Origin of the sequence: Streptomyces sp. RB17 (assembly GCF_009604455.1) — a bacterium.
Taxonomy (GTDB): Bacteria; Actinomycetota; Actinomycetes; order Streptomycetales; family Streptomycetaceae; genus Streptomyces.
In genome coordinates this window covers 440,227-462,378 of the sequence record NZ_WEGL01000008.1, presented here as the reverse complement: position 1 = coordinate 462,378, position 22,152 = coordinate 440,227, and the positions used below count along the sequence as shown (strand labels likewise).

The following is a 22,152-nucleotide window of genomic DNA, read 5'->3' as shown; positions in this document are numbered from 1 at the left end:
GAAGACGGGCCAAGCGCCGGACAAGCGGGGCGGCCGAGGAGGACGATGGGAGCCGCTGTCCCGACACGGTTGATCCGGCGCGACTGTTACGACTCGACTGTTCCGCGTGACGCCTGGGGGTGGGCCATGCCCGAGAGCGTGCCGGTGCGCTGCCCGGCCTGCCGGCGCGAGCACGTCTACACCGCGCCGTCGTATCCGTGCGTGTGCGGTGCGCCGACCGCCCCGCGGCTGGATCCGGCCGCCGCACCGGCCGTGGCGGCCCACCGGGCCTGGGACGACGAGTGGATCTCCGTGCCGTGCGCCGCCTGCGGGCGGCTGGGCCAGTGGCCGCACCCGGAGCTGGGCTGCTCCTGCGGCACGGTGCTGCGCGTCCCGGTGGCGACGACGCCTCCGCCCGGCAGCGGTGTGCGGCCGCCCGGCGACGGTATGCGGTCGGCAGACCGCGGTACGCAGTCACCGGTGGCCGGGCCGGGCTCCCCCGCCCACCGCCCCGCCTTCCAGCCGCGCGCCATCCGCACCGCCCGTGACGCCGTCACCGTCGCCGCGCTCTATCTGCGCTGGCTCGGGTACCGGGACATCCGCCGCGCCGACCAGCGGCCCCCGAACGGCATCGGGCTCGCCGCGCACGGGCTCCTCGCCCAGGTGGACCCGACCGTGCGCCCGGCGGCGGCGCGGGACGTGGAGTGTCTGTGGCTGACGGCGATGACGGAGTCCGCGGACTGTGTGTACTTCTGCCTCGCGGGTTACACCGACGACGCCCGGGCCCGCGCGAACACCTTGGGCGTCCCCCTCTTCGTCCTGGACCTGGCGGGCGTCCCGCAGCCGGTGAACGACGCGGCCGACGCCCTGAACGCGACGGGCGCGCCGGACGGCCGGCCATGGACGGGGCGGCGCCTGCAGGAGTGACGGTGACCAGCGGTCGGGCTCACCCCCCGTACGTCTCGCGCAGCTCGACCTTGCGCACCTTTCCGGACACCGTCATCGGGAAGGAGTCGAGGATCTGCAGCCTGCTGGGGATCTTGTAGTGCGCGAGCCGGTCCTGGCAGAAGGCGCGCAGTTCCTCCAGGGTGAGCGGGGCGGCCGCGTCGTGCGGGATCACACAGGCCAGCACCTCCTCGCCGTACGTCTCGTGCGGTACCCCGACGACCTGGACGTCCCTGATCTTCGGGTGGGCGTAGAGGAACTCCTCGATCTCGCGCGGGTAGATGTTCTCGCCGCCCCGGATGATCATGTCCTTGATCCGGCCGACGATCTCGACGTACCCGTCCTCGCGCATCACCGCCAGGTCCCCGGTGTGCATCCAGCGGCCCGCGTCCACGGCCTCGGCCGTCTTCTCCGGCTCGTTCCAGTAGCCGAGCATCACGCTGTAGCCGCGGGTGCACAACTCACCTGCCGCGCCGCGGGGTCGGGTGACGCCGGTGGCCGGGTCGACGACCTTGACCTCCAGGTGCGGCAGCACGCGGCCGACGGTGCCCGTGCGGTGCTCCAGGTCGTCGTCCCGGCGGGTCTGGAGCGACACCGGGGAGGTCTCGGTCATGCCGTAGCAGATGGACACCTCCGCCATGTGCATCTCGGCCACGACCCGCTTCATCACCTCCACCGGGCACGGCGAACCCGCCATGATGCCGGTGCGCAGGGTCGAGAGGTCGTACGTGGCGAAGTCGGGGAGGTTCAGTTCGGCGATGAACATGGTCGGGACGCCGTAGAGGGACGTGCAGCGCTCCTGCTGGACGGCCTCCAGGGTCGACTTCGGGTCGAAGGAGGGGGCCGGGATGACCATGCAGGCGCCGTGCGAGGTGGCGGCCAGGTTGCCCATCACCATGCCGAAGCAGTGGTAGAAGGGCACCGGGATGCAGATCCGGTCCTGCTCGCTGTAGGCGATCGACTCCCCCACGGAGTAGCCGTTGTTGAGGATGTTGTGGTGGGACAGCGTCGCACCCTTCGGGAAACCTGTGGTGCCCGAGGTGTACTGGATGTTGATGGGGTCGTCGCAGGACAGTTCGCTCCCGCGTTCCCAGAAGTCCTCGTACAGATCGGGCGTCCCCCGCCGCAACAGCGCGTCCCAGGTCGGGTCCCCGATGTAGACCGTCTCCCGCAACCGCGGGCACCTGCCGCGCACCTGCTCGACCATCGCGCGGTAGTCGCTGCTCCTGTGGCTGAGGGAGGCGAACAGCAGGGATATCCCGGCCTGGTTGAGGACGTACTCCACCTCGTGGGTGCGGTAGGCCGGGTTGATGTTCACCATGATCGCGCCGATGCGGGCGGTGGCGTACTGGACCAGGACCCACTCCGGGCAGTTGACCGCCCAGATGCCCACCCGGTCGCCCTTGGCGACTCCGCTGCCGAGCAGCGCGTACGCCAGCCGCTCGACGTCGGCGCCGAATTCGGCATATGTCCAGCGCCGCCCGGACGGCACGTCGACCAGCGCCTCGCGGTCCGGCCAGGCGGCCACGGCCCGGTCCAGGTTGGCGCCGATGGTGTCGCCGAGCAGGGCGGTGGAACCGGTTCCGTGCGTGTACGACAGCTCTGCGCTCACCGGAAGTCCTCCTCGCGGTACTCGTTCGCGGAGCCCTGGGCCGTGGCCTCGCGCAGCTCGATCCGGCGGATCTTGCCGGAGACGGTCTTGGGCAGCGCGCCGAACTCCAGCCGGCGGATGCGCTTGTACGGGGCGAGCACCTGGCGGGAGTGCTCGAAGACGACCTTCGCGGTGTCCGGTCCCGGCTCGAAACCCTCGGCGAGGACGACGTACGCCTTCGGCACCGCGAGCCGCAGCTCGTCCGGTGCGGGCACCACGGCGGCCTCGGCGACCGCCTCGTGCTCCAGCAGCGCGCTCTCCAGCTCGAACGGGCTGATCTTGTAGTCGGAGGCCTTGAACACGTCGTCCGCACGGCCGATGTACGTCAGATAGCCGTCCTCGTCGCGGGAGGCGATGTCCCCGGTGCGGTAGTAGCCGCCCGCCATGGCCTCGGCCGTACGGTCCGGGTCGCCGTGGTAGCCGGTCATCAGACCGACCGGCCGCTCGGACAGATCGAGGGCGATCTCGCCCTCGGTGACGCCGGGCGCGCCGGAGACCGGGTCGAGCAGCTCCACCTTGTAGCCGGGGCTCGGGCGGCCCATGGAGCCGGTCTTCAGCAGCTGGCCGGGACTGTTGGAGACCTGCACGGCCGTCTCGGTCTGCCCGAAGCCGTCCCGGACGGTCACGCCCCAGGCCTGCCGGACCTGTTCGATGACCTCGGGGTTGAGCGGCTCGCCCGCGGCCACCACCTCGCGGGGCGGGGTGGCGAGCAGGCCCAGGTCGGCCTGGATGAGCATGCGCCACACGGTCGGCGGGGCGCAGAAGGTGGTGACGTGGGCCCGGTCCATCTCGGCCATCAGCCGGGCCGGGTCGAACCGGGTGTAGTTGAAGAGGAAGACGGTCGCCTCGGCGTTCCACGGCGCGAACAGATTGGACCAGGCGTGCTTGGCCCAGCCCGGCGAGGAGATGTTCAGGTGCACGTCACCGGGTTTCAGGCCGATCCAGTACATGGTGGCCAGATGCCCGATCGGGTACGAGGTGTGGCTGTGCTCGACCAGCTTCGGGCGGGCGGTCGTACCGGAGGTGAAGTAGAGCATCAGCGGGTCGTCGGCCAGGGTGGGACCGTCGGGCGCGAACTCCGCGGGGGCGGTGTACGCGTCCTCGTAAGGCTGCCAGCCCTCCTGCGGCGGGCCACCGACCGAGATGCGCGTGTAGTCCCCGGGCACCTCGGCGAACTTCGCGGTGTCCTCGGCCCGTGCGATCACGTGCTTCACCCGCCCCCGGTCCACCCGGTCGCGCAGATCGGCGGGCCCGAGCAGCGGGGTGGCCGGGATGACCACCGCGCGCAGCTTCATCGCCGCCAGGGCGGTCTCCCACAGCTCGGCCTGGTTGCCGAGCATGACCAGGATCCGGTCCTCGGCGGCGACGCCCCGCGCGCGCAGGCGGTTGGCGACCCGGTTCGAGCGCTCGGACATCTCGGCGAAGGACAGCCGGGTCTCGCCGCCGTCCTCCTCGACGATGTGCAGCGCGGTCCGGTCGTTGCCGGCGGCGATCACGTCGAACCAGTCCAGCGCCCAGTTGAAGTGCGCGGGCCGCGGCCAGGCGAAGCCGTCGTAGGCGGCGGCACGGTCCTCCCGGTGCGCCAGCAGAAAGTCCCGGGCCTCACGGAACACCTCGGTCACCGTCGTCATCACACACTCCTCGCTGTTCCGGACCATTGCCGGGCGGCTCTCTGGCATCGTCTAATCCGTGATGCGGGTCTCACTACCCCCGAACGGGGGTGGGGCGGCAGAAGGGGCGGACACGTGACGGCAGACGCGGCGGGGACGGTGGAGATCGGTGGCGCACTGGTCCGCCTGCGGCGTGCCACGGGGCTTCCCGTCGCCTTCGGCGGCCTGGTCGAGTCCGGCCGGCCGCAGATCCGGATCAGCGAGCTGAGCGGCACGACCACGGCCGCCCTGCGCTCGCTCGCGGTGACCTCCGGCAACGGGCTCGGCGGCAAGGCGGTGGCGCTGGCCCGGCCGTGCGCGGTGACGGACTACTCCAGCTCGCGGCAGATCAGCCACGAGTACGACGTCCCGGTGGCCGCGGAGGGCATCCGCTCGGTCGTCGCGGTGCCGGTGGTGGTACGGCGCCGGGTGCGCGGCGTGCTCTACGGCGCGCTGCGCTCGGCCCAGCCCCTCGGCGACCGCACGCTGGGCGCGGCCATGGCCGTCGCCCGGGACGTGGAGCAGGCGCTGGTGGTGCGGGACGAGGTGCGGGGGCTGCTGGCGGCGGGCCGGCCGGAGCCCCCGGGCGGCGACCAGGGTGCCGCCTGGGAACAGGTGCGCGAGGCACATGCGGCGCTGCGTGCCCTGGCCCCCCGGATCAGCGACCCTGAGCTGCGCGCCGAACTGCTCGCGGCCTGCGGACTGCTGACGGCCCCGCCACGGAAGGCGGGCGTGACCCTGGCGCCGCGCGAGCTGGACGTGCTGTCCTGGGTGGCGGCGGGGGCGACCAACGCGGCCGTGGCCGAGCGGCTGGGACTGCGTGCGGAGACGGTGAAGGGCTATCTGCGCTCGGCGATGCGGAAGCTGGGCGCGCACACCCGAGGGGAGGCGGTGACCGCGGCCCGCAGGGCGGGGCTGCTGCCGTGACGGCGGCAGCGGCGAAACCTTTCCATTCAAGCGAGGATGCCTTGAATTTCCTCATGCTTGACCGTTTGTTATTTCCCTCACCACAGCTTCCGTCCGAATTTCAGGGATCGTTGCCTAGAATTTGGCCCGGACACGCCACACGAGGGGAGCGGTGACCGTGCGACGGGACTTCCAGGAGCCTGCCAGGTGCCGCCCCGACCTGGTCATCGGCCGCGAGGACCTGTGCGCCGGCGCCCGTGACCAACTCGCCTCGGGCGGCAGTGTGCTGCTCCACGGTCCCGCCGGAATAGGGAAATCCACCGTCCTGCGGGCATTGGCCGAGGAATACGGCGCCACCGCCCGCACCGTCCTGCGCTGCTCCGCCACCGAGTCCGAATCGCATCTGCCCTTCCTGGCCCTCGCCGACCTCTTCGGCCTGGTCCTCGACGACGTCGCCCCGCGGCTGCCCCTCGCCCAGCGCACCGCCCTGGAATCGGCGCTCACCGGCCGCGGCGAGTCCAGCCTCCAGCGCGACGGACTCGCCCTGCGCCTCGCGGTGCTCTCCGCGCTGCGCGCCCTGGCCGCGCACGGCGGCGTCCTCGTCGTCGCCGACGACCTGCAGTGGCTGGACCCGGCCAGCGCCGAACTGCTCGGCTTCGCCGCCCGCCGCCTGGAGGGCACCCCGGTGCAACTGCTGTGCGCGGTACGCACCGAGGGCCAGGAGAGCCAGGAGTACGACCGGCATCTGCGCGCCTGTCCGCCGGGCACCCTCGCCGTCCGGCTCGGACCGCTCTCCCGCACCCAGGTCGCCCAGCTGCTCGACCACCGCGGCCACGCCGGCCTCCCCCGCTCCACCGTCCGCGAGATACACCGCACGTCCGCCGGCAATCCGCTGTTCGCCCTGGAACTCGGCCGCGCCCTCGCCGACAGCCCCACCCCGCCCCGGCCGGGCGAGCCGCTGCCGGTGCCGACCAGCCTGCGCGCCCTGGTGCTCAGCCGCCTGGACATGCTGTCGGTCGAGGCCCGCCGCACCCTGCTGGTGGCCAGCGCCGGCGCCCGCCCCAGCCCGGCGCTGCTGCACGCGGCCGGCCGGGAGAACGCCGAGGCCGAGTGCGCCCAGGCCGCCGAACTCGGGCTGCTGGCCACCGAGCCCGACGCCCCCGCCGTACGGTTCGCGCACCCGCTGATATCCGCCGCGCTGTACGCGGAGGCACCCGCGCACGAGCGGCGCGCCGCGCACGCGGCCCTGTCCACGGCCGCCTCCGACCCGATCGAACGGGCCCGGCACCTGGCCCTCGCCACCACCGGCACCGACCCGGACGTCGCCGCCCGGCTCGCCGAGGCCGCCGCCCTCGCCCGGGACCGCGGCGCCCCCTCGGTCGCCGCCCACCTGGGTCTGCTCGCCGCCCGGCACACCCCCGCCGACGGGACACCCGGCCCGGAGGAGCGCCGGCTGCAGGCCGCCGAGGACGCGATCACCGCGGGCGAGATCGACCTGGCCCGGGACATCGCCCGCGAGGTGCTGAACCGGGCGAGCGTGCCCGCCGAACGGGTGCGGGCCTGGATCATCGTCATCGACACCGCCGGCCACACCATGGCCGAGGTCGACGCCTTCTTCCCGCAGGCCCTCGCCGACGCCGGCGACGACCCGCGGCTGCTGGCCCTGGTGCACTACCAGCTGGCCTGGCGCGCCCTGATCGTGGAGGGCGACTTCACCGAGGCCCGCGAGGCGGCCGCGCACGCCGCCGAGCTGGCCGCGCGCGGCAAGGACCGGCGCACCGAACTGCTCTCCCTCGCCTTCCAGGCCCAGACCGAGACCCTGATGGGCCACCCGGAGGCGCCCCGGACCATCCAACGCGCCCTGAAGGAGCCTCAGGACCCCCGGGTGGCCTGGCACCACAACGGGGCGGGCAGCGCCCGGTTCCGCTGGCTGGTGATGAGCGACCAGCTGACCGAGGCCCGGGCGACGGTCACCGCGCTGCTGCGCGAGGTGCGCCGGCGCGGCTCGGTGGAGAGCGAGGTCCACTTCCTGCGCGGCCTCGCCGAGACCGAGCTGCGTGCCGGGCACTGCGGCCGCGCCCTGGAGCTGGCCCGCGAGAGCCTGCGCCTGGCCCGCGACTCCGGGATCGGCGAGACCGCCTCGGCGATGCTCACCTCGCTCGCCGAGGCCTCCGGCGGGGACGTGGACCGGGCCCTCGGCCTCGCCCGGGAGGCGGTCGAACACGCCGAGGAGGACGGCGACCAGATGTACCTCTCCCGGGCGCTGGGCGCGCTCGGGTACGCCCAGCTGGTGGCCGGGGACCCGGCGGGCACGGTCCGTTCGCTGCGCCGGGTGCGGACCCTGGAACTGGGGCTCGGCATCACCGACCCGGCGCGCGGCCGCTGGCAGGGCGACCTCGCCGAGGCGCTGGTCCGGATCGGTGAACCGGCCGAGGCGCAGGACGTCATCGACGCGAGCCGCGAGCACGCCCTGCGGCTCGGCCGGGAGAGCGTCCTCGCCGTCCTGGACCGCTCCCAGGCCCTGGTGCGGGCCGCCCACGGCGAGCTGGAGGCCGCGGTAGCCCAGCTGACGTCCGCTCAGGACCGGCTCGGCAAGCTCGGCTACGGACTGGAGGAGGCCCGGGCCGCGTTCGCGCTCGCCCGGCTGCGCGGCAGGCGCCCCGGTTCTCCGGCGTACGACGAGGCCACCCGGATGTTCCGCCGCTGCAGGGCGCTGCCCTGGCTGCGCCAGGTGGACGAATCCCTCACCACCCCCGAACCGGAACCCGCGCGCACCGTGCCGGGCGCCCTGGACGCGCTGGACGTGCTGGCCGCGATGGAGCGTCAGGTCGCCGCGCTGGTCATGGAGGGCGCCACCAACCGGGAGATCGCCGCCCGGCTGTTCATCAGCGTCAAGACGGTGGAGGCGACCCTGACCCGGGTCTACCGCAAGCTGGGGATCCGGTCGCGGGTGGACATCGTCCGATTGGCCGCGGGTAAGCGCGCACGCTGAGCGTGGCGCGAGTTAACTGAACCGGACCGAGGGTTTTCCCTCACCCGACCCCCTAGGGGGTTCCCTCATTGGGAGCCGAGGGTTCCGGTCCTAGCGTAATGGGCGTGCCGCTCGCCCGGGCATACGGGGGTCGGTCCCGCGACCCCCGTGCTCCATCCACCCGTGCGATCCCCCACCGGTGCAACCCCCCACTGAGGAGACTCATGTTCGGGCCCAGACGTGCAAGACAGACCGCCGCGACCGTGGTGGCCTGTGCCGCAGCCGCGGCGACCGCGCTGCTCGCCTCCCCCACGGCGAGCGCCGCCCCGCAGCCCATCGTCGGCGGTACGACCACCACGACGGCCGCCTACCCGTTCGTCATGCAGATCACCGACGCGTCCGGCAGCCAGTTCTGCGGTGGCACCCTGGTGGCCGCCGACAAGGTCGTGACGGCCGCGCACTGCATGGCGGGCGAGTCGGCGGACAACGTCCGTGTGGTCGGCGGCCGCACCTTTCTCAACGGCACCGACGGCACGGTGGGCAAGGTCAGCAAGATCTGGGTCAACCCGGGCTACACGGACGCCACCAACGGCGACGACGTGGCCGTGCTGACCCTGGCGACGTCGATGCCGTACAAGCCGGTGTCGTACGTCTCCTCCTCCCAGACGAGTGTGTACGCGGCCGGCGCCACGGCCCGGATCCTCGGCTGGGGGACCACCTCGGAGAACGGCAGCTCCTCCAACCAGCTGCGGACCGCGACCGTCCCGGTCGTGTCCGACTCCAGCTGCAAGAGCTCCTACGGTTCGGACTTCGTCCAGTCCGACATGGTGTGCGCCGGATACTCCTCCGGCGGCGTAGACACCTGCCAGGGCGACAGCGGCGGTCCCCTGCTCATCGGGGGCGTCCTGGCAGGGATCACTTCCTGGGGCGAGGGGTGCGCGGAGGCCGGTTACCCGGGTGTCTACACCCGGCTGACCACCTTCTCGGACCTCGTGACCGCGCAGGTCAACTCGTGACCGCGCAGGTCGACGCGTAACCCGGAAGAGGGACACCTGAGCACCCCTCAGGTAGATGCCAGGGGGGCGTTGCGAGCCACCACGAGCGGCCCGCAACGCCCCCCTCTCCACGTTCGCCCCCGTGGAACACGGGGGCCACTTGCCGGCCGTGAGCTTCCCGGCCGCGCCCCAGCAGTCCGCTGCCGCTTGAGCTCGACGTCGGGCGCTGCAACTCCTCGGCGACGGCGACGAAATGGCTGGGCCGGCGGAGTGCCATGGGCCGAGGGTGGAGGGCGACTGTGGAGGGTGAGGCTCAGGGCCGTACGACCGTCCCGAAGCGGATGTCGTACGACGTCTCCGGGTGCAGGACGCGCAGCATCCGCTCCCCCTCCGCGGTGACCTCGTCCCGCTGGGTTCTGCTGAGCTCGGTGAAGGACTCGATGACCAGGGCGTCCGCCTCCAGCTTCCACAGGCCCGCCAGGAAACCGTCCACCAGGAGGGTGCGGTAGGCCTGGTTGCCCTGCCAGTGGCGGCCCCGGTGCTCGGCGGGTACGACGCGGCCGCGGTCGGCGTGGGAGAGCAGGAGGTTGTCGAACTCGGGCAGGAAGCGGGGCGGGGCCGGGGTGTCCGGGTCGGGGCGTGGGGCGTCGGGGAGGTCGAAGAGCTCGGTCCCGTTCGCGTCCCGGAAGGTGAGCAGCCGGGGGCGCAGCCGTTCGAAGGCGTCTCTCAGGCGGGTGAGCCCGGCCCAGGTCTGCATGTCCTTCACGGACGCCGGGCCGAAGGCGGCGAGATAGCGCAGGACCACGGCGTCCGGCTCGGGGGCCGGTCCGGCCGGGCGGCCCAGCCAGTGTTCGGCGGTGGTGAGGGCGACCTGGCCGCTGCGGCCCCACAGTCCGCGCGGGGTGACCTGGACCAGCGGCAGCGTGCAGCGGGCGGCGATGGCGAGGGCCCGCGGGTCGGCGTCCGGCCACCGGGCGCTCAGCGCCTGCCGCAGCTGGGCCATCGTGCGCGGCTCGGCCTCGACCAGCTCGCGGGCGAGACCGGCCAGGACGTCCAGGTCGACGCCGGCCAGGCCGGTGCGGAACTGCCCCAGCTCGCGGTCCCGGGCCGGCTGGACGAGGGGCCGCAGGGTGAGGCAGTCCTCGGCGGTGTGGGTGTGCAGGGTGGAGCGCAGGGTGACGATCCGCGCGACCTCGCGATCGGCCATGAGCGTGGACAGCTGCTGCGGTGCGAAGCCGTCGAGGCGGGAGGCGAGGGCGTAGTACGGCGGTCTGACGTTCTGCGCCTGGAGACCGAGCAGATGCGCCACGGCGGCCGCCGGGGACAGCGCCGAGCGGCGCAGCAGCAACTGGCGTGCCAGCGTGGCGCGGTTGAGGGCACGGACGTCCAGGAGGGGGGCCTTCGTCTCACTGCTCTTCGTCGCACTGCTCTTCGTCATGACCGCACGCTAACCGGGATCGCGGACACCCTCTGTCCTCGACTCTCACCCAACCCTGCACCGCGGCGCACGCCGCTCACGGCACCCCCGCCGATATCCTTCTCCTCCTGTCCCCCCGGGTTCCTGCGAGGCGGCCGATGTCCGAGCGAGAGAACGGCAGGAACGGCGGGAACGGCGGGCGCAGGTCCGTCTGGCGCCGCGCCCCCCAGCCCCAGTCCGCGTCCCCCGCCGAGGCGCCCGCGCCCGTCCCCGGCACGCCGGCCGGCGCCGAGCCGGCGAGCATCGTCCAGGCGGCGCTGTACCGCGACGGCGTCCGCGTCTCCTCCCCCGCCACGCTCGCCGAGACCTACCGCGAGCTGCGCGAACAGCCCTCGGGCATGGCCTGGATCGGCCTGGCCCGGCCCACCGGGGCCGATCTGCACTCGCTGGCCGCAGAGTTCGGCCTGCACCCGCTCGCGGTCGAGGACGCGATGGAGGCCCACCAGCGGCCCAAGCTGGAGCGGTACGGCGAGACACTGTTCGTGGTGCTGCGCGCCGCCCGCTATCTGGACGCGCCGGAGGAGGTCGACTTCGGCGAGCTGCACGTGTTCGTCGGCCCGGACTTCGTCCTCACGGTCCGGCACGGCGCGGCGCCGGACCTGTCGGCGGTCCGCCGCCGCATGGAGGACACCCCGGACCTGCTCAAGCTCGGCCCGGAAGCGGTCCTGTACGCGATCCTGGACGCCGTCGTCGACGGCTACGCCCCGGTGGTCTCCGGGGTCCAGAACGACATCGACGAGATCGAGACCGAGGTGTTCCGCGGCGACCCCGAGGTCTCCCGCCGCATCTACGAACTCTCCCGCGAAATGGTGGAGTTCCAGCGCGCCACCCGCCCGCTGGTCGGCATGCTGCACGGGCTGATGGCGGGCTTCGCCAAGTACGAGACGGACGAGGAGCTCCAGCGCTATCTGCGGGACGTCGCCGACCATGTCACCCACATCAGCGAACGCGTCGACGGCTTCCGCCAGGCCCTCTCCGAGATCCTCACGGTCAACGCCACCCTGGTCACCCAGCAGCAGAACGCGGAGATGCGGGCCCTGGCGGAGGCGGGCTTCGAACAGAACGAGGAGGTCAAGAAGATCTCGTCGTGGGCGGCCATCCTGTTCGCGCCCACGCTCGTCGGCACGATCTACGGCATGAACTTCGACCACATGCCGGAACTGCACTGGCTGTTCGGCTACCCGTTCGCGATCGGGCTGATGGGCGTGGTGTGTCTGACGCTGTACGTGGTGTTCAAGAAGCGGGACTGGCTCTGAGCCGCGTCGCCGAGGCCGGTCTCAGGTCTGCGGAAGCCAGCTGCCGACCTCGTCCATGGCGGCGGCGAAGTCGGCCCGGTCGCTGTCCAGGAACCTCCTGAAGAACCAGTTGGGCACCCGGGCATGGGCCAGCCGGGTGCGCAGCAGCACGTCCTGGGCCTGCCGGGCCAGCACCAGCAGGTCCGGGACGCGGTCCGCGGGCATCCCCGAGCGGGCGTGCTCCCTCATCTCCCGCAGGATCACCTGCCGCGCGTGCTCGCGCGCCGCGGCGGTCTCGCGCTGGGCACGCACGATGTCGACTCCGAGCAGCAGCAGCCCGAGCGAGGGCACGAACCACGTCGTGAGCAGAGAGGCGAGGGTCATCCGGGTGCCGACGCCCACGGCCACCCCGACGGCGACCCAGCCGATCACACCGGCCTGGACGGCGGCGGCGTAGCGCCGGCGGATGCGGGCGCCCCACGCCAGGTTCTGCAGGATGCAGGACAGTACGTCCAGGGGGCGCGGCAGGTCACGGATCTCGTAGTAGTCCCGCAGCCGCTCCACCGACCCCTTGTAGCGCCGTGCCAGCCGGCTTATCTCCTCGGCCGACGGGGCGTTGCCGGCCAGCATCTCGTTCCACGGGATGGCGTACAGCCGGGTGTCGAACGTCTCCTGCAGCAGTGCGGCCGTACGGAACTCGCTCTGCGTCCACGAACCCGCCCCGACGGCGTACACGAGCGCCCACAGAAAGCCGGCTGCCGTGAGGACCGTGCGCAGGGCCGGAACCACGACCGCGAGAACCGCTCCGGCGGCCAGGACCGCGGACACCACGACATGGGTGGAGGCGAGCCGTCGGGCGCGGGCGTGCGAGGACTCCCCGGCCCGCAGGACCGTCAGCATGTCCTCGTCGTTCTGCCGTCGCACGATCGGATCCGGCTCTCGTCGACTCACGTGATCCCCCCTGCTCGCCCCTGGACGGGCAGCACCCTATGCGGGCGTACACCACGGCGGGGCGCCCCAAACCATGTTCCTACCCGTGAATCTCGCCGAACGTGTTTGGCTCTGCGTCCAATCCCCATACCCTGATCGGGTGTTGAGGCCGAGGCGCCAGGTAGGGCTGCGTACGGGGGAGAGACGCTCATGCCATGGGGACTCGCTGTCCAGACGGAACAGCATCGCCGGATCATGCGCGGGTTCGTGGGTGTTCTGGCGGATTCGTCGGCGCTGACGGACACGCGCGGCCGGCATCAGTGGCGGCGCGAACTGACGCGGCTGCTGGGCGGTCGAGGTCAGGTCCTGGCGGAGTTCCCCACCGCTCAGCAGGAGTTCGTCGAGGCGGTGCGGGTGTGCGAGGAGCTGCCGGACGGCCTGACGGTGCTCATGGACGCGACCTGTCTCGTCGCCCCCGCGCTGGAGCATCGCCTGCGGCCGCTCGTGGAGGAGTTCAACGCGCTGCAGTTCTACGAGGGCAGGGACTGGACGGCACTGCGCGAGGCGCTGGACGTCAATCTGCCGGAAGTGCATGCGACGGTCGCGCGGATCATGGGCGGCCGGGTGCGTCTGCCCGTGCACTGCACGACGGCCTGGGACGCCTTTCTGCATCTGTCCGGCCTCGCGGCCACACCGGACACGGTACTGCCGCCGGGCATGGTGCTGCTGGAGCACCTGGCGCTGCACACCGATCTCGCCTCGCACGTCGGCGAGTTGCACGGCTGGAACGACCACTTCGCCGAGCTGTGGAAACTGACCGACGGCGAGGACGGCCTCGCGGCGCTGCGGGCGTCCCTCCTCGACGGGCCCCCCTCCTCGGTGGAACGCGCCGTCGCGGAGCCCGAGGCCCCGGCCGTCGTGCCGGACGACCCGCCCGCCGTGCCGGAACGGCCGGTGATCAGGCTGTACATCAAGCTCGTACCGGACCTCACCCCGTTGCCGAGCACGGGCCGGCGGCAGGCGCGCCGGGGGCGCCGCTACTGGGTGTCCGCCCGCGTGAAGTACGCGGAGTCACCGCAGTTGCACCACGCGAAGGAGGGCGAGGCCCAGCAGCCGGTCTCGCGCGCACAGGTGCCGGCCACGGTGGCACGGCTGCTGTCCCGCATGGCCTCCCTGTGGCACACGCGCGCCCAGGAGGTGGTGCTGGAGTTCTTCCTGCCGACCGAGTTGCTGAACGAGCCGGTGGAATGGTGGGACCGGGATCCCTCACTCGGCTATCCCAACCCGCTGTTCAGCAGGTATCCCGAGATCGTGCTGCACAGCCTGGAACGCCTGCACCGGCGGGACGCCCACCAGGTCTGGCGGCTGCGCTGGGCGCGGTGGAAGGACGCGCCGGAGAACGAGGAGACCGTGCACTGGTGCGAGCCGACCGGGCATCCGGTGAAGGAGTATCTCGGACGTCTGGACACCGCGATCGGTGCGAAGAAGGACGTCGTCGCCATGGTGCTCAGCGAGCCGCCGACCGCAGGCCGGGCGGTCGGCCTCGGAGAAGTTCGCGTGGCCATCGATCTGGGCATCCCTGTCTTCATACACCACCGTGAAGCGACGTCCGAGCAGTTCCATGGCATGGTGCGGGACGGCCTGGCCGAAGGCGGTCTGGCAGGCCTTCCGTTCCATGCCCGACAGTGGAAGAGCGACTCCGCAACGCGTACGGACGGCCGGACACAGGCCTCGGCCCAGCACCTCTGCGTCGTCTGGGACGACCCCGAGCAGTTGCTGGACGGTGGTGCCGGCGCGCCTGCCGCGTTCATAGGGGGGATTGAATGAGTGCATCACCTCGGGCGGGCTTACCGTCGGCGGACGGGCGTCCTCCGGGCCGGCTGCCGTACACGGGAACCGGTACCGCGTTCACGGACGAGACGCCGTACGAGGAGCGCGCGTGGCCGCCCGGCCCGCGCTGGCGGACCTTCGACGGAGGGCCGGTGCAGCCCGCGCCCCCCGAGGACGGCGAGGCGGACCGGCGTCTGGGACCGGCCTCGGCGACGCGGCGCCCGTCGGCGGCCGAGGTACGGCTGGTCAACGCCGCCATCCTGCTCAGGCGTCCGCTGCTGGTGACCGGCCGGCCCGGCGTCGGCAAGTCCGCGCTCGCCTTTCGCATCGCCCGTGAACTGGGCCTGGGACGGGTGCTCCAATGGCCGGTCACGAGCAGGACGACGCTGGGTTCGGGGCTGTTCGAGTACGACGTCCTGGGGCGGGCCCAGGCGGGACAGGCGTGGTTCGCCGCCCAGGGGCGGGAGTCGGGACAGGACGCCGCCGGCGACGGTCCGCCGGCGTCCGCGCTGGACATCGGCGACTTCATCCAGCTCGGTCCGCTGGGCACCGCCCTATTGCCCCACCGGCTGCCGCGCGTCCTGCTGATCGACGAACTGGACAAGGGCGACGCCGACCTTCCCAATGATCTTCTGTCGCTGTTCGAGGACGGCTGGTTCCCGGTTCAGCCTCTCGTTCGGGTGAAGCGCCAGATGGGGAGTGTCACCGTTTACACGGCAGACCCGGGCAGGACCGCAACAATCAACGACGGGATCGTCAAAACTCGATCATTCCCGATCGTCATCATGACGTCCAATGGTGAACGTGAGTTCCCTGAGGCGTTTATGCGCCGATGCCTGCGACTTGATATACCGGACCCCACACCGGAGACGCTGGGCGAGCTGGTAGCCGCACACTTCGGGGGCGGGTTGGGAGACGTGCAAGAAAGGCTCGTCCAGGAGTTCATGACACGCAGCGCTGAGGTCGACGGACTGGCATCCGACCAATTGCTCAATGCGGCACACCTGGTCACCTCAGGTGCCTACTCCTACGGTGAGGGAGACCACGCCGAGTGGAGAGCCGTCCTCGAAGCAATCTGGCACCCGCTGAACGGAGACGGAGCGGACTGGGGTGTCTGACCAACCGCCGAAGATCAACGGTCGCGCGGCGGCCGGCGGACCGAGTCGAGCGTCCGCCGCCGTCGCTGCCTCCGCTGTGCCCATCGGTGAACTGCACCCACGGGAGATCGCGGACGCCCTGTGGCTCGCCGCGTACCACCCGGAGATCGCGGCCGACGGGGACGGCCGCACAGACCTGCCCGCACACGCACCCCCGGCCGGCCCGCCCCCCGTCCCGGCCCCTGCCGAGCAGCAGGCGCCACCGCGCCGGTTCCCGCGGTGGCCGGCGGACCGCGAGCCCCTCGCCCCGCCGGGCGAGGGCAGCACGCGCACGGAGGACGCCTTGCGCGGCCGCGCCAACGGCGACCGCCGGCACACCGAGGCGGATCCGTCCTCGCTCCTCGCGCTCACGGACGACCTCTTCGCACCCGGCGACACGGGCACCGTCCAGCCGGTCCGCGCCCTGCGCCCGCCCCCCGACCCTCCGCTCCCCCACCTCGCGCGCGCCCTGCGGCCACTGCGCCGGCCGGCCCCGACCCCTCGGGCACCGCAGGTCGACACGGACGCCACGGCCGAACGCCTGGCGGTGGACCCCGGACTGCCTCCCGCCCTGCGCCCGGGACCGGGCCCCCGCTGGCACGCGGTGCTGCTCCTGGACGTCGCACCGCGCATGGCCGTGTGGCGCGACCTCACCGAACACGCCGCACGCCTGTTCCGGCAGTACGGCGGCTTCGGCGACTTCCGGCTGCTCCATCTCGACACCAGCCGGCCGGAGACGGTGTCCGTCCACTGGCCGGGTACGACGCACGGCATCTCACCCGGACGGCTGGTGGATCCCACCGGACGCACGCTCGTCCTCGTCGTCACCGACGGGCTGGCCCCGGCCTGGCAGTCCGGTGCCGTGCAGGCACAGCTGGCCTCCTGGGGCCGCGGGCAGCCGACCGCCGTCCTGAACGTACTGCCCCAACACCTGTGGTACCGCACCGCGCTGCACCGGCTGGAACGCGTCCGGCTGCACGCCTCCGGCGACCGGCCGGGCCCCGGGTCGTGGGAGCACGCCGAGCCGTCGGGCGGGAAGCCGGCACACCGCACGGACACCGCCGTCCCCGTCCTGGAGCTGTCCGAGGAGTGGCTGCTGCCCTGGACCACGTTCCTGACCGGGGTGGGGCCGCGCTGGACCGAGGTGGCGGCCCTGGTCCTGCCCCGTACGCCACGCCGGCCGGCCGCGTCCCTGTCCATGCGCCAACCCCGTGAGAAGACCGCGGCGGAACGCGTCGCCCTGTTCCGTGTCTGGGCCTCTCCCGACACGTTCCAACTGGCCACCCGTCTCGCCACCGCTCCGCTGGACCTGCCGCTCATGACGGCCCTGCAGCGGCGCACCCTGCCACGCACCGGGCCGGAGCACCTGGCCGAGTTCCTCATGAGCGATCTGGTGACGTCCGACCCGGCCGCCGACGGGTTCTTCTCCTTTCACCCGGGTGTCCGCGAGGAAGTGCTGGCGGCAAGCAACCGGCACGCCACCGAACTGGCCACAAAAGTGGTGGCGGAGTTACTCGCCCCGCACAGCTCCGCCGCACGGGAGATGCTGGCATACCTGGATGGAGCAACCGCCTCCAAACCGAAGGTCACCGAAGAAAACCGGCATCTTCGCGAGATCGAATGCGCGGTTCTCCGATCGCTCTCCGGCGCCCACGCGCGCCGGGCCCGATTCATCGGGCAACTCATTCGGGCGCACGAGGAATCAACACAGCAGATGAGCGAATCGACACGCGGCGAGCGACCCATCGCGCCACACACGGAAAGCTATGGCATAGTGACTGAACCGAACACCTCCGAGGCACCGGTGCTGGCCGAGCAGCTCGGCCACGCTGATACTGGCACCTCCCCAGGAGACGCCACCATGGTCACGGCTTACCCCGACACTGGGTCACGGCAGGGAATCACACTGAGCCGCCCCGCGCCTGTTTCCGCGGTGCGCCCTCAGGTGTGGGGAAACATGCCGCCGCGCAATCTCGTCTTCACCGGACGGGACGACCTGTTGCTGAGGCTGGAAAGGGAACTGCAGGGCGGTCCCACCGCCGTGCTTCCGCATGCCCTGCACGGCCTCGGCGGCGTCGGGAAATCCCAACTCGCCCAGGAATACGTATATCGCCAGGCGAGCCAGTACGACATTGTCTGGTGGATTCCCGCCGAACGCCCCACGCAGATCGCGCAGGCGCTGGTCGAACTGGCCCACCGGCTGCATCTGCCCGTCAGCAGCGAGGCGATCACCGCGGTCCCGGCCGTGCTGGAGGCCCTGCGCACCGGAAACCCCTACAGCAAGTGGCTGCTGGTCTTCGACAATGCGGAGAGCCCGGAAGCTGTCCAGGAATTCTTTCCGAGCAACTCGGAGACCAGTTCCGGCGGCTCCATCATCATTACGTCACGCAATCCGCAGTGGAACACCCTGGCCCGTCCGCTGGAAGTCGACGTCTTCGAACGCTCGGAGAGCATTCAGCTGCTCCGGCGCCGCAATCCCGACCTGTCCGACGACGAGGCCGACCAGCTCGCCCATGTCCTGGGTGATCTGCCGCTCGCGGTCGAGCAGGCATCGGCCTGGCGAGCCGAAACCGGTATGCCCGCCGCCGAGTACCTGCGGCTGTTCGCAGAGAAACGTGCAGAACTCATGACAGTTTCCCGTCCCACGCACTACGAGCAGACCGTCGCCACGGCCTGGAACGTCTCGCTGGACCATCTGGCCAGCAAGAACCCGGCCGCCCTGCAACTGCTGCAGATCTGTGCGTACTTCGCTCCCGAGCCCATCGCGCGGTCGCTGTTCTCCGGGGCACCGGTCCAGCCCATCGCCCCCGACCTGGACCGGGCGCTGACCGACCCGCTGCGCCTGGCGCGGGCCATCCGGGAGATCAACCGGTACTCGCTCGCCAAGATCGACCACCGCAACAACAGCATCCAGATGCACCGTCTGGTGCAGGCGGTGCTCATCGCCCGGATGACGGAGGAACAGCAGCAGCGCATGCGGAACGGCGCCCATCTGCTCCTCGCGGCCAACGCACCCCGCGACCCCCGGGACCCCGACCACTGGGCCCGCTTCGGCGACCTGTACCCGCACGTGGTGGAGTCCGGCGCGATCGAGTCGGAGGTCGGCAACGTCCGGCAGCTCATCATCAACACGGCCGACTACCTCTACTACTGGGGCGACCACGAGAGCGCCCGCGAGTTCGGCCAGAGGGCGTACGAGCGGTGGCGGGAGAAGTACGGGGAGGGCGACCAGCAGACCCTGTTGCTGGGCCGCAGCCTGTGGTACGTCCTGTGGCGGATGGGCCGGTACGGGGAGGCCGCCGAACTGAACCAGCGCATGCTGACCGCCGTGCAGGCCCTCGGCTCCGACGCGGAGGAGGAGCTGCTGTCCACGATGGGCCAGGTCGCGGTCGACCGCCGTTCGCACGGTGACTTCCGCGGCGCCCTGGACATGGCCCGCGAGGTGCACGAGAGGGCCGTACGCGCCTATGGCGAGGAGGACCCCCTCACCCTCGACCACACGCACAACCTCGCCGTGGCCCTGCGCGCCTGCGGTCACTACCGCGAGGCGCTCGAACTGGACGAGGAGACCTGGCGCCGGAACGTCCTCATCTACGGCGAGGAGGCCTACGACACCCTCCTGTCCGAGATGGGTCTGGCGCTGGACCGCCGGGAGGCGGGCGACTACGCGCTCGGCGCCCGCATGTTCGAGGAGATCGTCGAGAAGTACCGCAGCGTGTTCGGCGAGATGAACCCGCACACCCTGCGTGCCCTGGCCCGGCTGGCCGTGTCACGGCGCAAGGCCGGCGACCACCGGGCGGCCTACGACCTCAGTCTGCAGGCCAGCAAGGCGCTCACCGACCGCTACGGCGAACGCAGCCCGGACTCCCTGGTGGCCTCCCTCAGTCTGTCGATCGACCTCAGGCAGCTCAACAACCTGGACGACGCGCTCAAACTCGGAGAGCGGACCCGCGATCTGTACGCGGAGGTCTTCGGCTCGCAGCACCCCGACACGGTCGCCGCCGACATCGACCTCGCCATCACCCTGCGGCTGGTCAACCAGGTGGAGGACGCCCGCGCCCTCAACGAGAACGCCCTCGACCGCGCGGTGCGGGTCCTGGGCGAGGATCACCCGACGGTGCTCGTGTGCTCGGCCAACCTGGCCAGCGACAGGTACGCGCAGGGAGACGCCGCCGGCGCCCTGGAGCTGGACCAGCGCACCCTGGAGCGGGTCAAGGCCACCCTGGGCGAACAGCACCCCACCGCATACGCCCTGATGAACAACATCTCCAGTGATCTGCGGGCGCTGCGTCGTACCGAGGAGGCCGAGGCCATGCACGCGGCCGCCGTGGAGGGGCTGAGCGGCAAGCTCGGAGCCACCCACCCGGCCTGCACGGACGCGGAGGCCTGGCGCCGCTCCAACTGCGACGCCGACCCCATGCCCTGAGCCCCCGGGGCGCACGGCACAGCACCCCGGCCGCACCGCGGTGTGTGCTCAGGGCAGGGCCACCGTGTGGCCGAGCCACTCGGCCACGTCGACGGGATCCGGCGCGGACACGCTCTTGAGCTTGATGGACGCGTAGACGTGCCGGACCAGTTCCGGACAGGCGACGAGGGCGCGGGCCGCCCGCATGCGGTCCCGCCGCCCCCGCAGTGTCCACGCCAGCCCGGCCCACGCGGTGCCCGGAGCCGGGCCGGCGTCGCTGTGGGACCTGATCTCGGCGGCGTACAGGCGCTCCGCGGCCGGCAGACGGCCGTCGAGCAGATGGACGTCCGCCGGCCGGGCCCCCAGCACGAGGTCACCGAGGGCGCCCGTGGCCCGTACCCGGGCGGCCGTGGCCGGCGTCAGCCGCATCCGCATGAGTACGGCGCGGGCGTCCAGGTGACGCGCCGCCGGGTCCGGCACCAGGCGCGGGGCCGGACAGTGCCAGGCGTGCTCGGGTGCCGCGGCACCGGCCCGGCCGTCGCCCCACTCCTGCACCAGGTCGGCCACCAGGTCGGGATCGGGCACCAGATGGTGGGCCCGCCAGCTCAGCGCCTGGTCGTCGACGGCCAGCTCCGCCCACGCGAGCGGCTCCGGCAGCACCGGTTCCTCCTGCCACTCCCGCACGGTCTCCAGCAGCCGGCCGACCAGCCTGCGGCCCAGCGCGGTCAGTTCGGGCTCCGGTTCCACCACGGGCAGTACCCGCAGGAGTTGGCGGCGGCGCAACGCGAACTCGAACGCCGCCAGCGGTTCCTCCTGCGCCGGGCATCCGTTGAGGAGGTGGCCACGCCAGAACCGCGCCACGCCCGTGAAGGCGTAGACCCCGTGCAGAACGCCCCTCAAGGGGCGGGGGTCGTCTCGCCACGGAACGTGGAAGCGCCGTGTGACGTCGGGCGTGTGCAGCGAGTACATGTGCAGCAGGGCGCTGAGCTTGCTGTGCTGCGCCTCGTGGGTGAGCACGGCGGCGAACTGGGCCGCGGCGGCGGGTTCGGTCCCGTCCGGTTCGGACGCCGCCATGCCGCCCATGCCGTCCTCCATGGTGGCGCTGTGCCAGCGGAACGGCAGTGCTGCGGGCAGCGGCTCGATGGAGCGCAGGCAGGCGGTGACGTCCTCGGCGCCGCTGGGATCGACCCGGGCGAGCAGCGGCCAGGCCCGCTGCAGGAGGTCGCTCCAGCGGAGCACCGCCTGCGCCGCGGAGGGGCCGACGGCCGGGTCCGGGCTGTCCCAGGACGTGCCCCGCATCCGGTAGGGACCCAGCTCGTGCAGCACGACCTGCCGGGGGCCGTCGGGCAGGTCCAGGGCGAGCACATGGGGGATCTGCCAGTGCTCGGACGGCTGTGAGAAGGGCCGCTCGATCCGTACGGCGGCCCGGTCGCCGGCCACCGGGCCGCTCTGCGCCACGGTGAGCGTGTGGGACGTGAACGTGGCCTCGACCGCCTGCCAGGCCGGGGACGGACCGGGGAGCACGGCACATCCGAGGGTGGGGAACCAGACCCGTCCGGTCCGGGCGGGCACCCTCAGCCGGAACGGGAGCCCGGTGCGCACCGCGGCCACGGCGGCGAGCAGATGCAGATGGCCCACGTCCGCCCAGAGCGGAGGGTCGCCCGGCTCACGGCCGTGGCCCGGGTTTTGTAATCGCTGCAGGCAGTGGCGCAGCCAGCGTCCGGTCTCGGGCAGCAGGAGCATGTCGTCGGCGATCGCGGCGCTCTGCCGTTCGGCGGCGATGAGAAGTTCCCAGGCCTCCTCGATTCCGGACAGCGGCCCCGTCGCGTCGGCGCGCCCGCTCGCCGTGCCCGTCAGCATGCCCAGCAGAACCAGCCGGTGGCTGCGCTCGGAGTCCCACAGATGGGCGATGACCGCGCGGCCGCCCCCGCCGCCGGCCAGGAGGTCGAAGTGCCTGGGAGGAAGCCCGTGTCGCGGGAGTCCTGGTGCCGACCACCCCGGGGACAGAGAGGATCCACCCACCGATGAGCCTCCGTGGTCGCC

Annotated in this window: 13 protein-coding genes; 8 read left to right on the top strand and 5 right to left on the bottom strand. The window is 72.1% G+C overall.

The window, feature by feature from the left end; translation table 11 throughout:
* Positions 1–126 precede the first annotated feature (126 nt).
* Positions 127–906 (top strand): hypothetical protein, encoded by a 780-nt coding sequence (locus tag SRB17_RS33370; RefSeq protein ID WP_153543915.1) that lies wholly within the window; start codon positions 127–129, stop codon positions 904–906.
* Between the two features lie 19 nt (positions 907–925).
* On the opposite strand, the gene SRB17_RS33365 is transcribed toward SRB17_RS33370, so the two are convergent.
* Positions 926–2,536, bottom strand: coding sequence for an AMP-binding protein (locus tag SRB17_RS33365; RefSeq protein ID WP_323376606.1), 1,611 nt, complete (start codon positions 2,534–2,536; stop codon positions 926–928).
* On the bottom strand, positions 2,533–4,206 hold the full coding sequence (locus tag SRB17_RS33360) for an AMP-binding protein (protein WP_153543913.1): 1,674 nt from the start codon (positions 4,204–4,206) through the stop codon (positions 2,533–2,535). Before SRB17_RS33360 ends, SRB17_RS33365 begins: the two co-directional genes overlap by 4 nt.
* A gap of 114 nt (positions 4,207–4,320) precedes the next feature.
* On the opposite strand from SRB17_RS33360, the gene SRB17_RS33355 reads away from it, so the two are divergent.
* The 3 genes from SRB17_RS33355 to SRB17_RS33345 all read left to right on the top strand — a co-directional run bounded on the left by SRB17_RS33355 (position 4,321) and on the right by SRB17_RS33345 (position 9,117).
* Positions 4,321–5,151: a helix-turn-helix transcriptional regulator gene (locus tag SRB17_RS33355; RefSeq protein ID WP_323376605.1), complete on the top strand. Its 831-nt coding sequence runs from the start codon at positions 4,321–4,323 to the stop codon at positions 5,149–5,151.
* A gap of 151 nt (positions 5,152–5,302) precedes the next feature.
* Positions 5,303–8,122 (top strand): ATP-binding protein, encoded by a 2,820-nt coding sequence (locus tag SRB17_RS33350; protein ID WP_323376604.1) that lies wholly within the window; start codon positions 5,303–5,305, stop codon positions 8,120–8,122.
* Positions 8,123–8,325: 203 nt separating this feature from the next.
* Positions 8,326–9,117 carry a S1 family peptidase gene (locus tag SRB17_RS33345; RefSeq protein ID WP_153543911.1) on the top strand — a complete coding sequence of 264 codons (792 nt, stop codon included), beginning with the start codon at positions 8,326–8,328 and terminating at the stop codon, positions 9,115–9,117.
* 292 nt (positions 9,118–9,409) lie between these two features.
* Here SRB17_RS33345 and SRB17_RS33340 read toward each other — a convergent pair whose 3' ends face one another.
* Positions 9,410–10,534, bottom strand: coding sequence for a winged helix DNA-binding domain-containing protein (locus SRB17_RS33340; protein WP_153543909.1), 1,125 nt, complete (start codon positions 10,532–10,534; stop codon positions 9,410–9,412).
* A 137-nt stretch (positions 10,535–10,671) separates the two neighbouring features.
* Between SRB17_RS33340 and SRB17_RS33335 the strand changes: the two genes are divergently transcribed.
* A complete protein-coding gene (locus SRB17_RS33335) occupies positions 10,672–11,829 on the top strand; it encodes a magnesium and cobalt transport protein CorA (protein ID WP_153543907.1) in 1,158 nt (385 codons plus the stop codon).
* A 21-nt stretch (positions 11,830–11,850) separates the two neighbouring features.
* Here the strand turns inward: SRB17_RS33335 and SRB17_RS33330 are convergent, their stop codons facing one another.
* Positions 11,851–12,759: an S-4TM family putative pore-forming effector gene (locus tag SRB17_RS33330; protein ID WP_194294217.1), complete on the bottom strand. Its 909-nt coding sequence runs from the start codon at positions 12,757–12,759 to the stop codon at positions 11,851–11,853.
* A gap of 189 nt (positions 12,760–12,948) precedes the next feature.
* On the opposite strand from SRB17_RS33330, the gene SRB17_RS33325 reads away from it, so the two are divergent.
* From SRB17_RS33325 to fxsT, 3 genes are read left to right on the top strand one after another with little or no spacing between them, the layout of a single operon-like run.
* Positions 12,949–14,565 carry an effector-associated domain 2-containing protein gene (locus tag SRB17_RS33325; protein WP_228396406.1) on the top strand — a complete coding sequence of 539 codons (1,617 nt, stop codon included), beginning with the start codon at positions 12,949–12,951 and terminating at the stop codon, positions 14,563–14,565.
* Entirely contained in the window at positions 14,562–15,686 is a 1,125-nt protein-coding gene (locus SRB17_RS33320) for an AAA family ATPase (RefSeq protein ID WP_153543903.1), read from the top strand. Before SRB17_RS33325 ends, SRB17_RS33320 begins: the two co-directional genes overlap by 4 nt.
* The gene (gene fxsT, locus SRB17_RS33315; protein WP_323376602.1) at positions 15,679–20,130 is read left to right on the top strand and encodes an FxSxx-COOH system tetratricopeptide repeat protein; all 4,452 of its coding nucleotides are present in this window, start codon (positions 15,679–15,681) and stop codon (positions 20,128–20,130) included. The genes SRB17_RS33320 and fxsT overlap by 8 nt, the downstream gene beginning before the upstream one ends.
* A gap of 48 nt (positions 20,131–20,178) precedes the next feature.
* Here the strand turns inward: fxsT and SRB17_RS48240 are convergent, their stop codons facing one another.
* On the bottom strand, positions 20,179–22,131 hold the full coding sequence (locus SRB17_RS48240) for an HEXXH motif domain-containing protein (RefSeq protein WP_153543902.1): 1,953 nt from the start codon (positions 22,129–22,131) through the stop codon (positions 20,179–20,181).
* Between the last annotated feature and the right edge of the window lie 21 nt (positions 22,132–22,152).

What these genes read in the sequence shown, in the direction of transcription:
- SRB17_RS33325 (WP_228396406.1), top strand. Translation starts at nt 12,949, where the DNA reads ATGCCATGGGGACTCGCTGTCCAGACGGAACAGCATCGCCGGATCATG.
- SRB17_RS33370 (WP_153543915.1), top strand. Translation starts at nt 127, where the DNA reads ATGCCCGAGAGCGTGCCGGTGCGCTGCCCGGCCTGCCGGCGCGAGCAC.
- SRB17_RS33335 (WP_153543907.1), top strand. Translation starts at nt 10,672, where the DNA reads ATGTCCGAGCGAGAGAACGGCAGGAACGGCGGGAACGGCGGGCGCAGG.
- SRB17_RS33320 (WP_153543903.1), top strand. Translation starts at nt 14,562, where the DNA reads ATGAGTGCATCACCTCGGGCGGGCTTACCGTCGGCGGACGGGCGTCCT.
- SRB17_RS33360 (WP_153543913.1), bottom strand. Translation starts at nt 4,206, where the DNA reads ATGACGACGGTGACCGAGGTGTTCCGTGAGGCCCGGGACTTTCTGCTG.
- SRB17_RS33345 (WP_153543911.1), top strand. Translation starts at nt 8,326, where the DNA reads ATGTTCGGGCCCAGACGTGCAAGACAGACCGCCGCGACCGTGGTGGCC.
- SRB17_RS33340 (WP_153543909.1), bottom strand. Translation starts at nt 10,534, where the DNA reads ATGACGAAGAGCAGTGCGACGAAGAGCAGTGAGACGAAGGCCCCCCTC.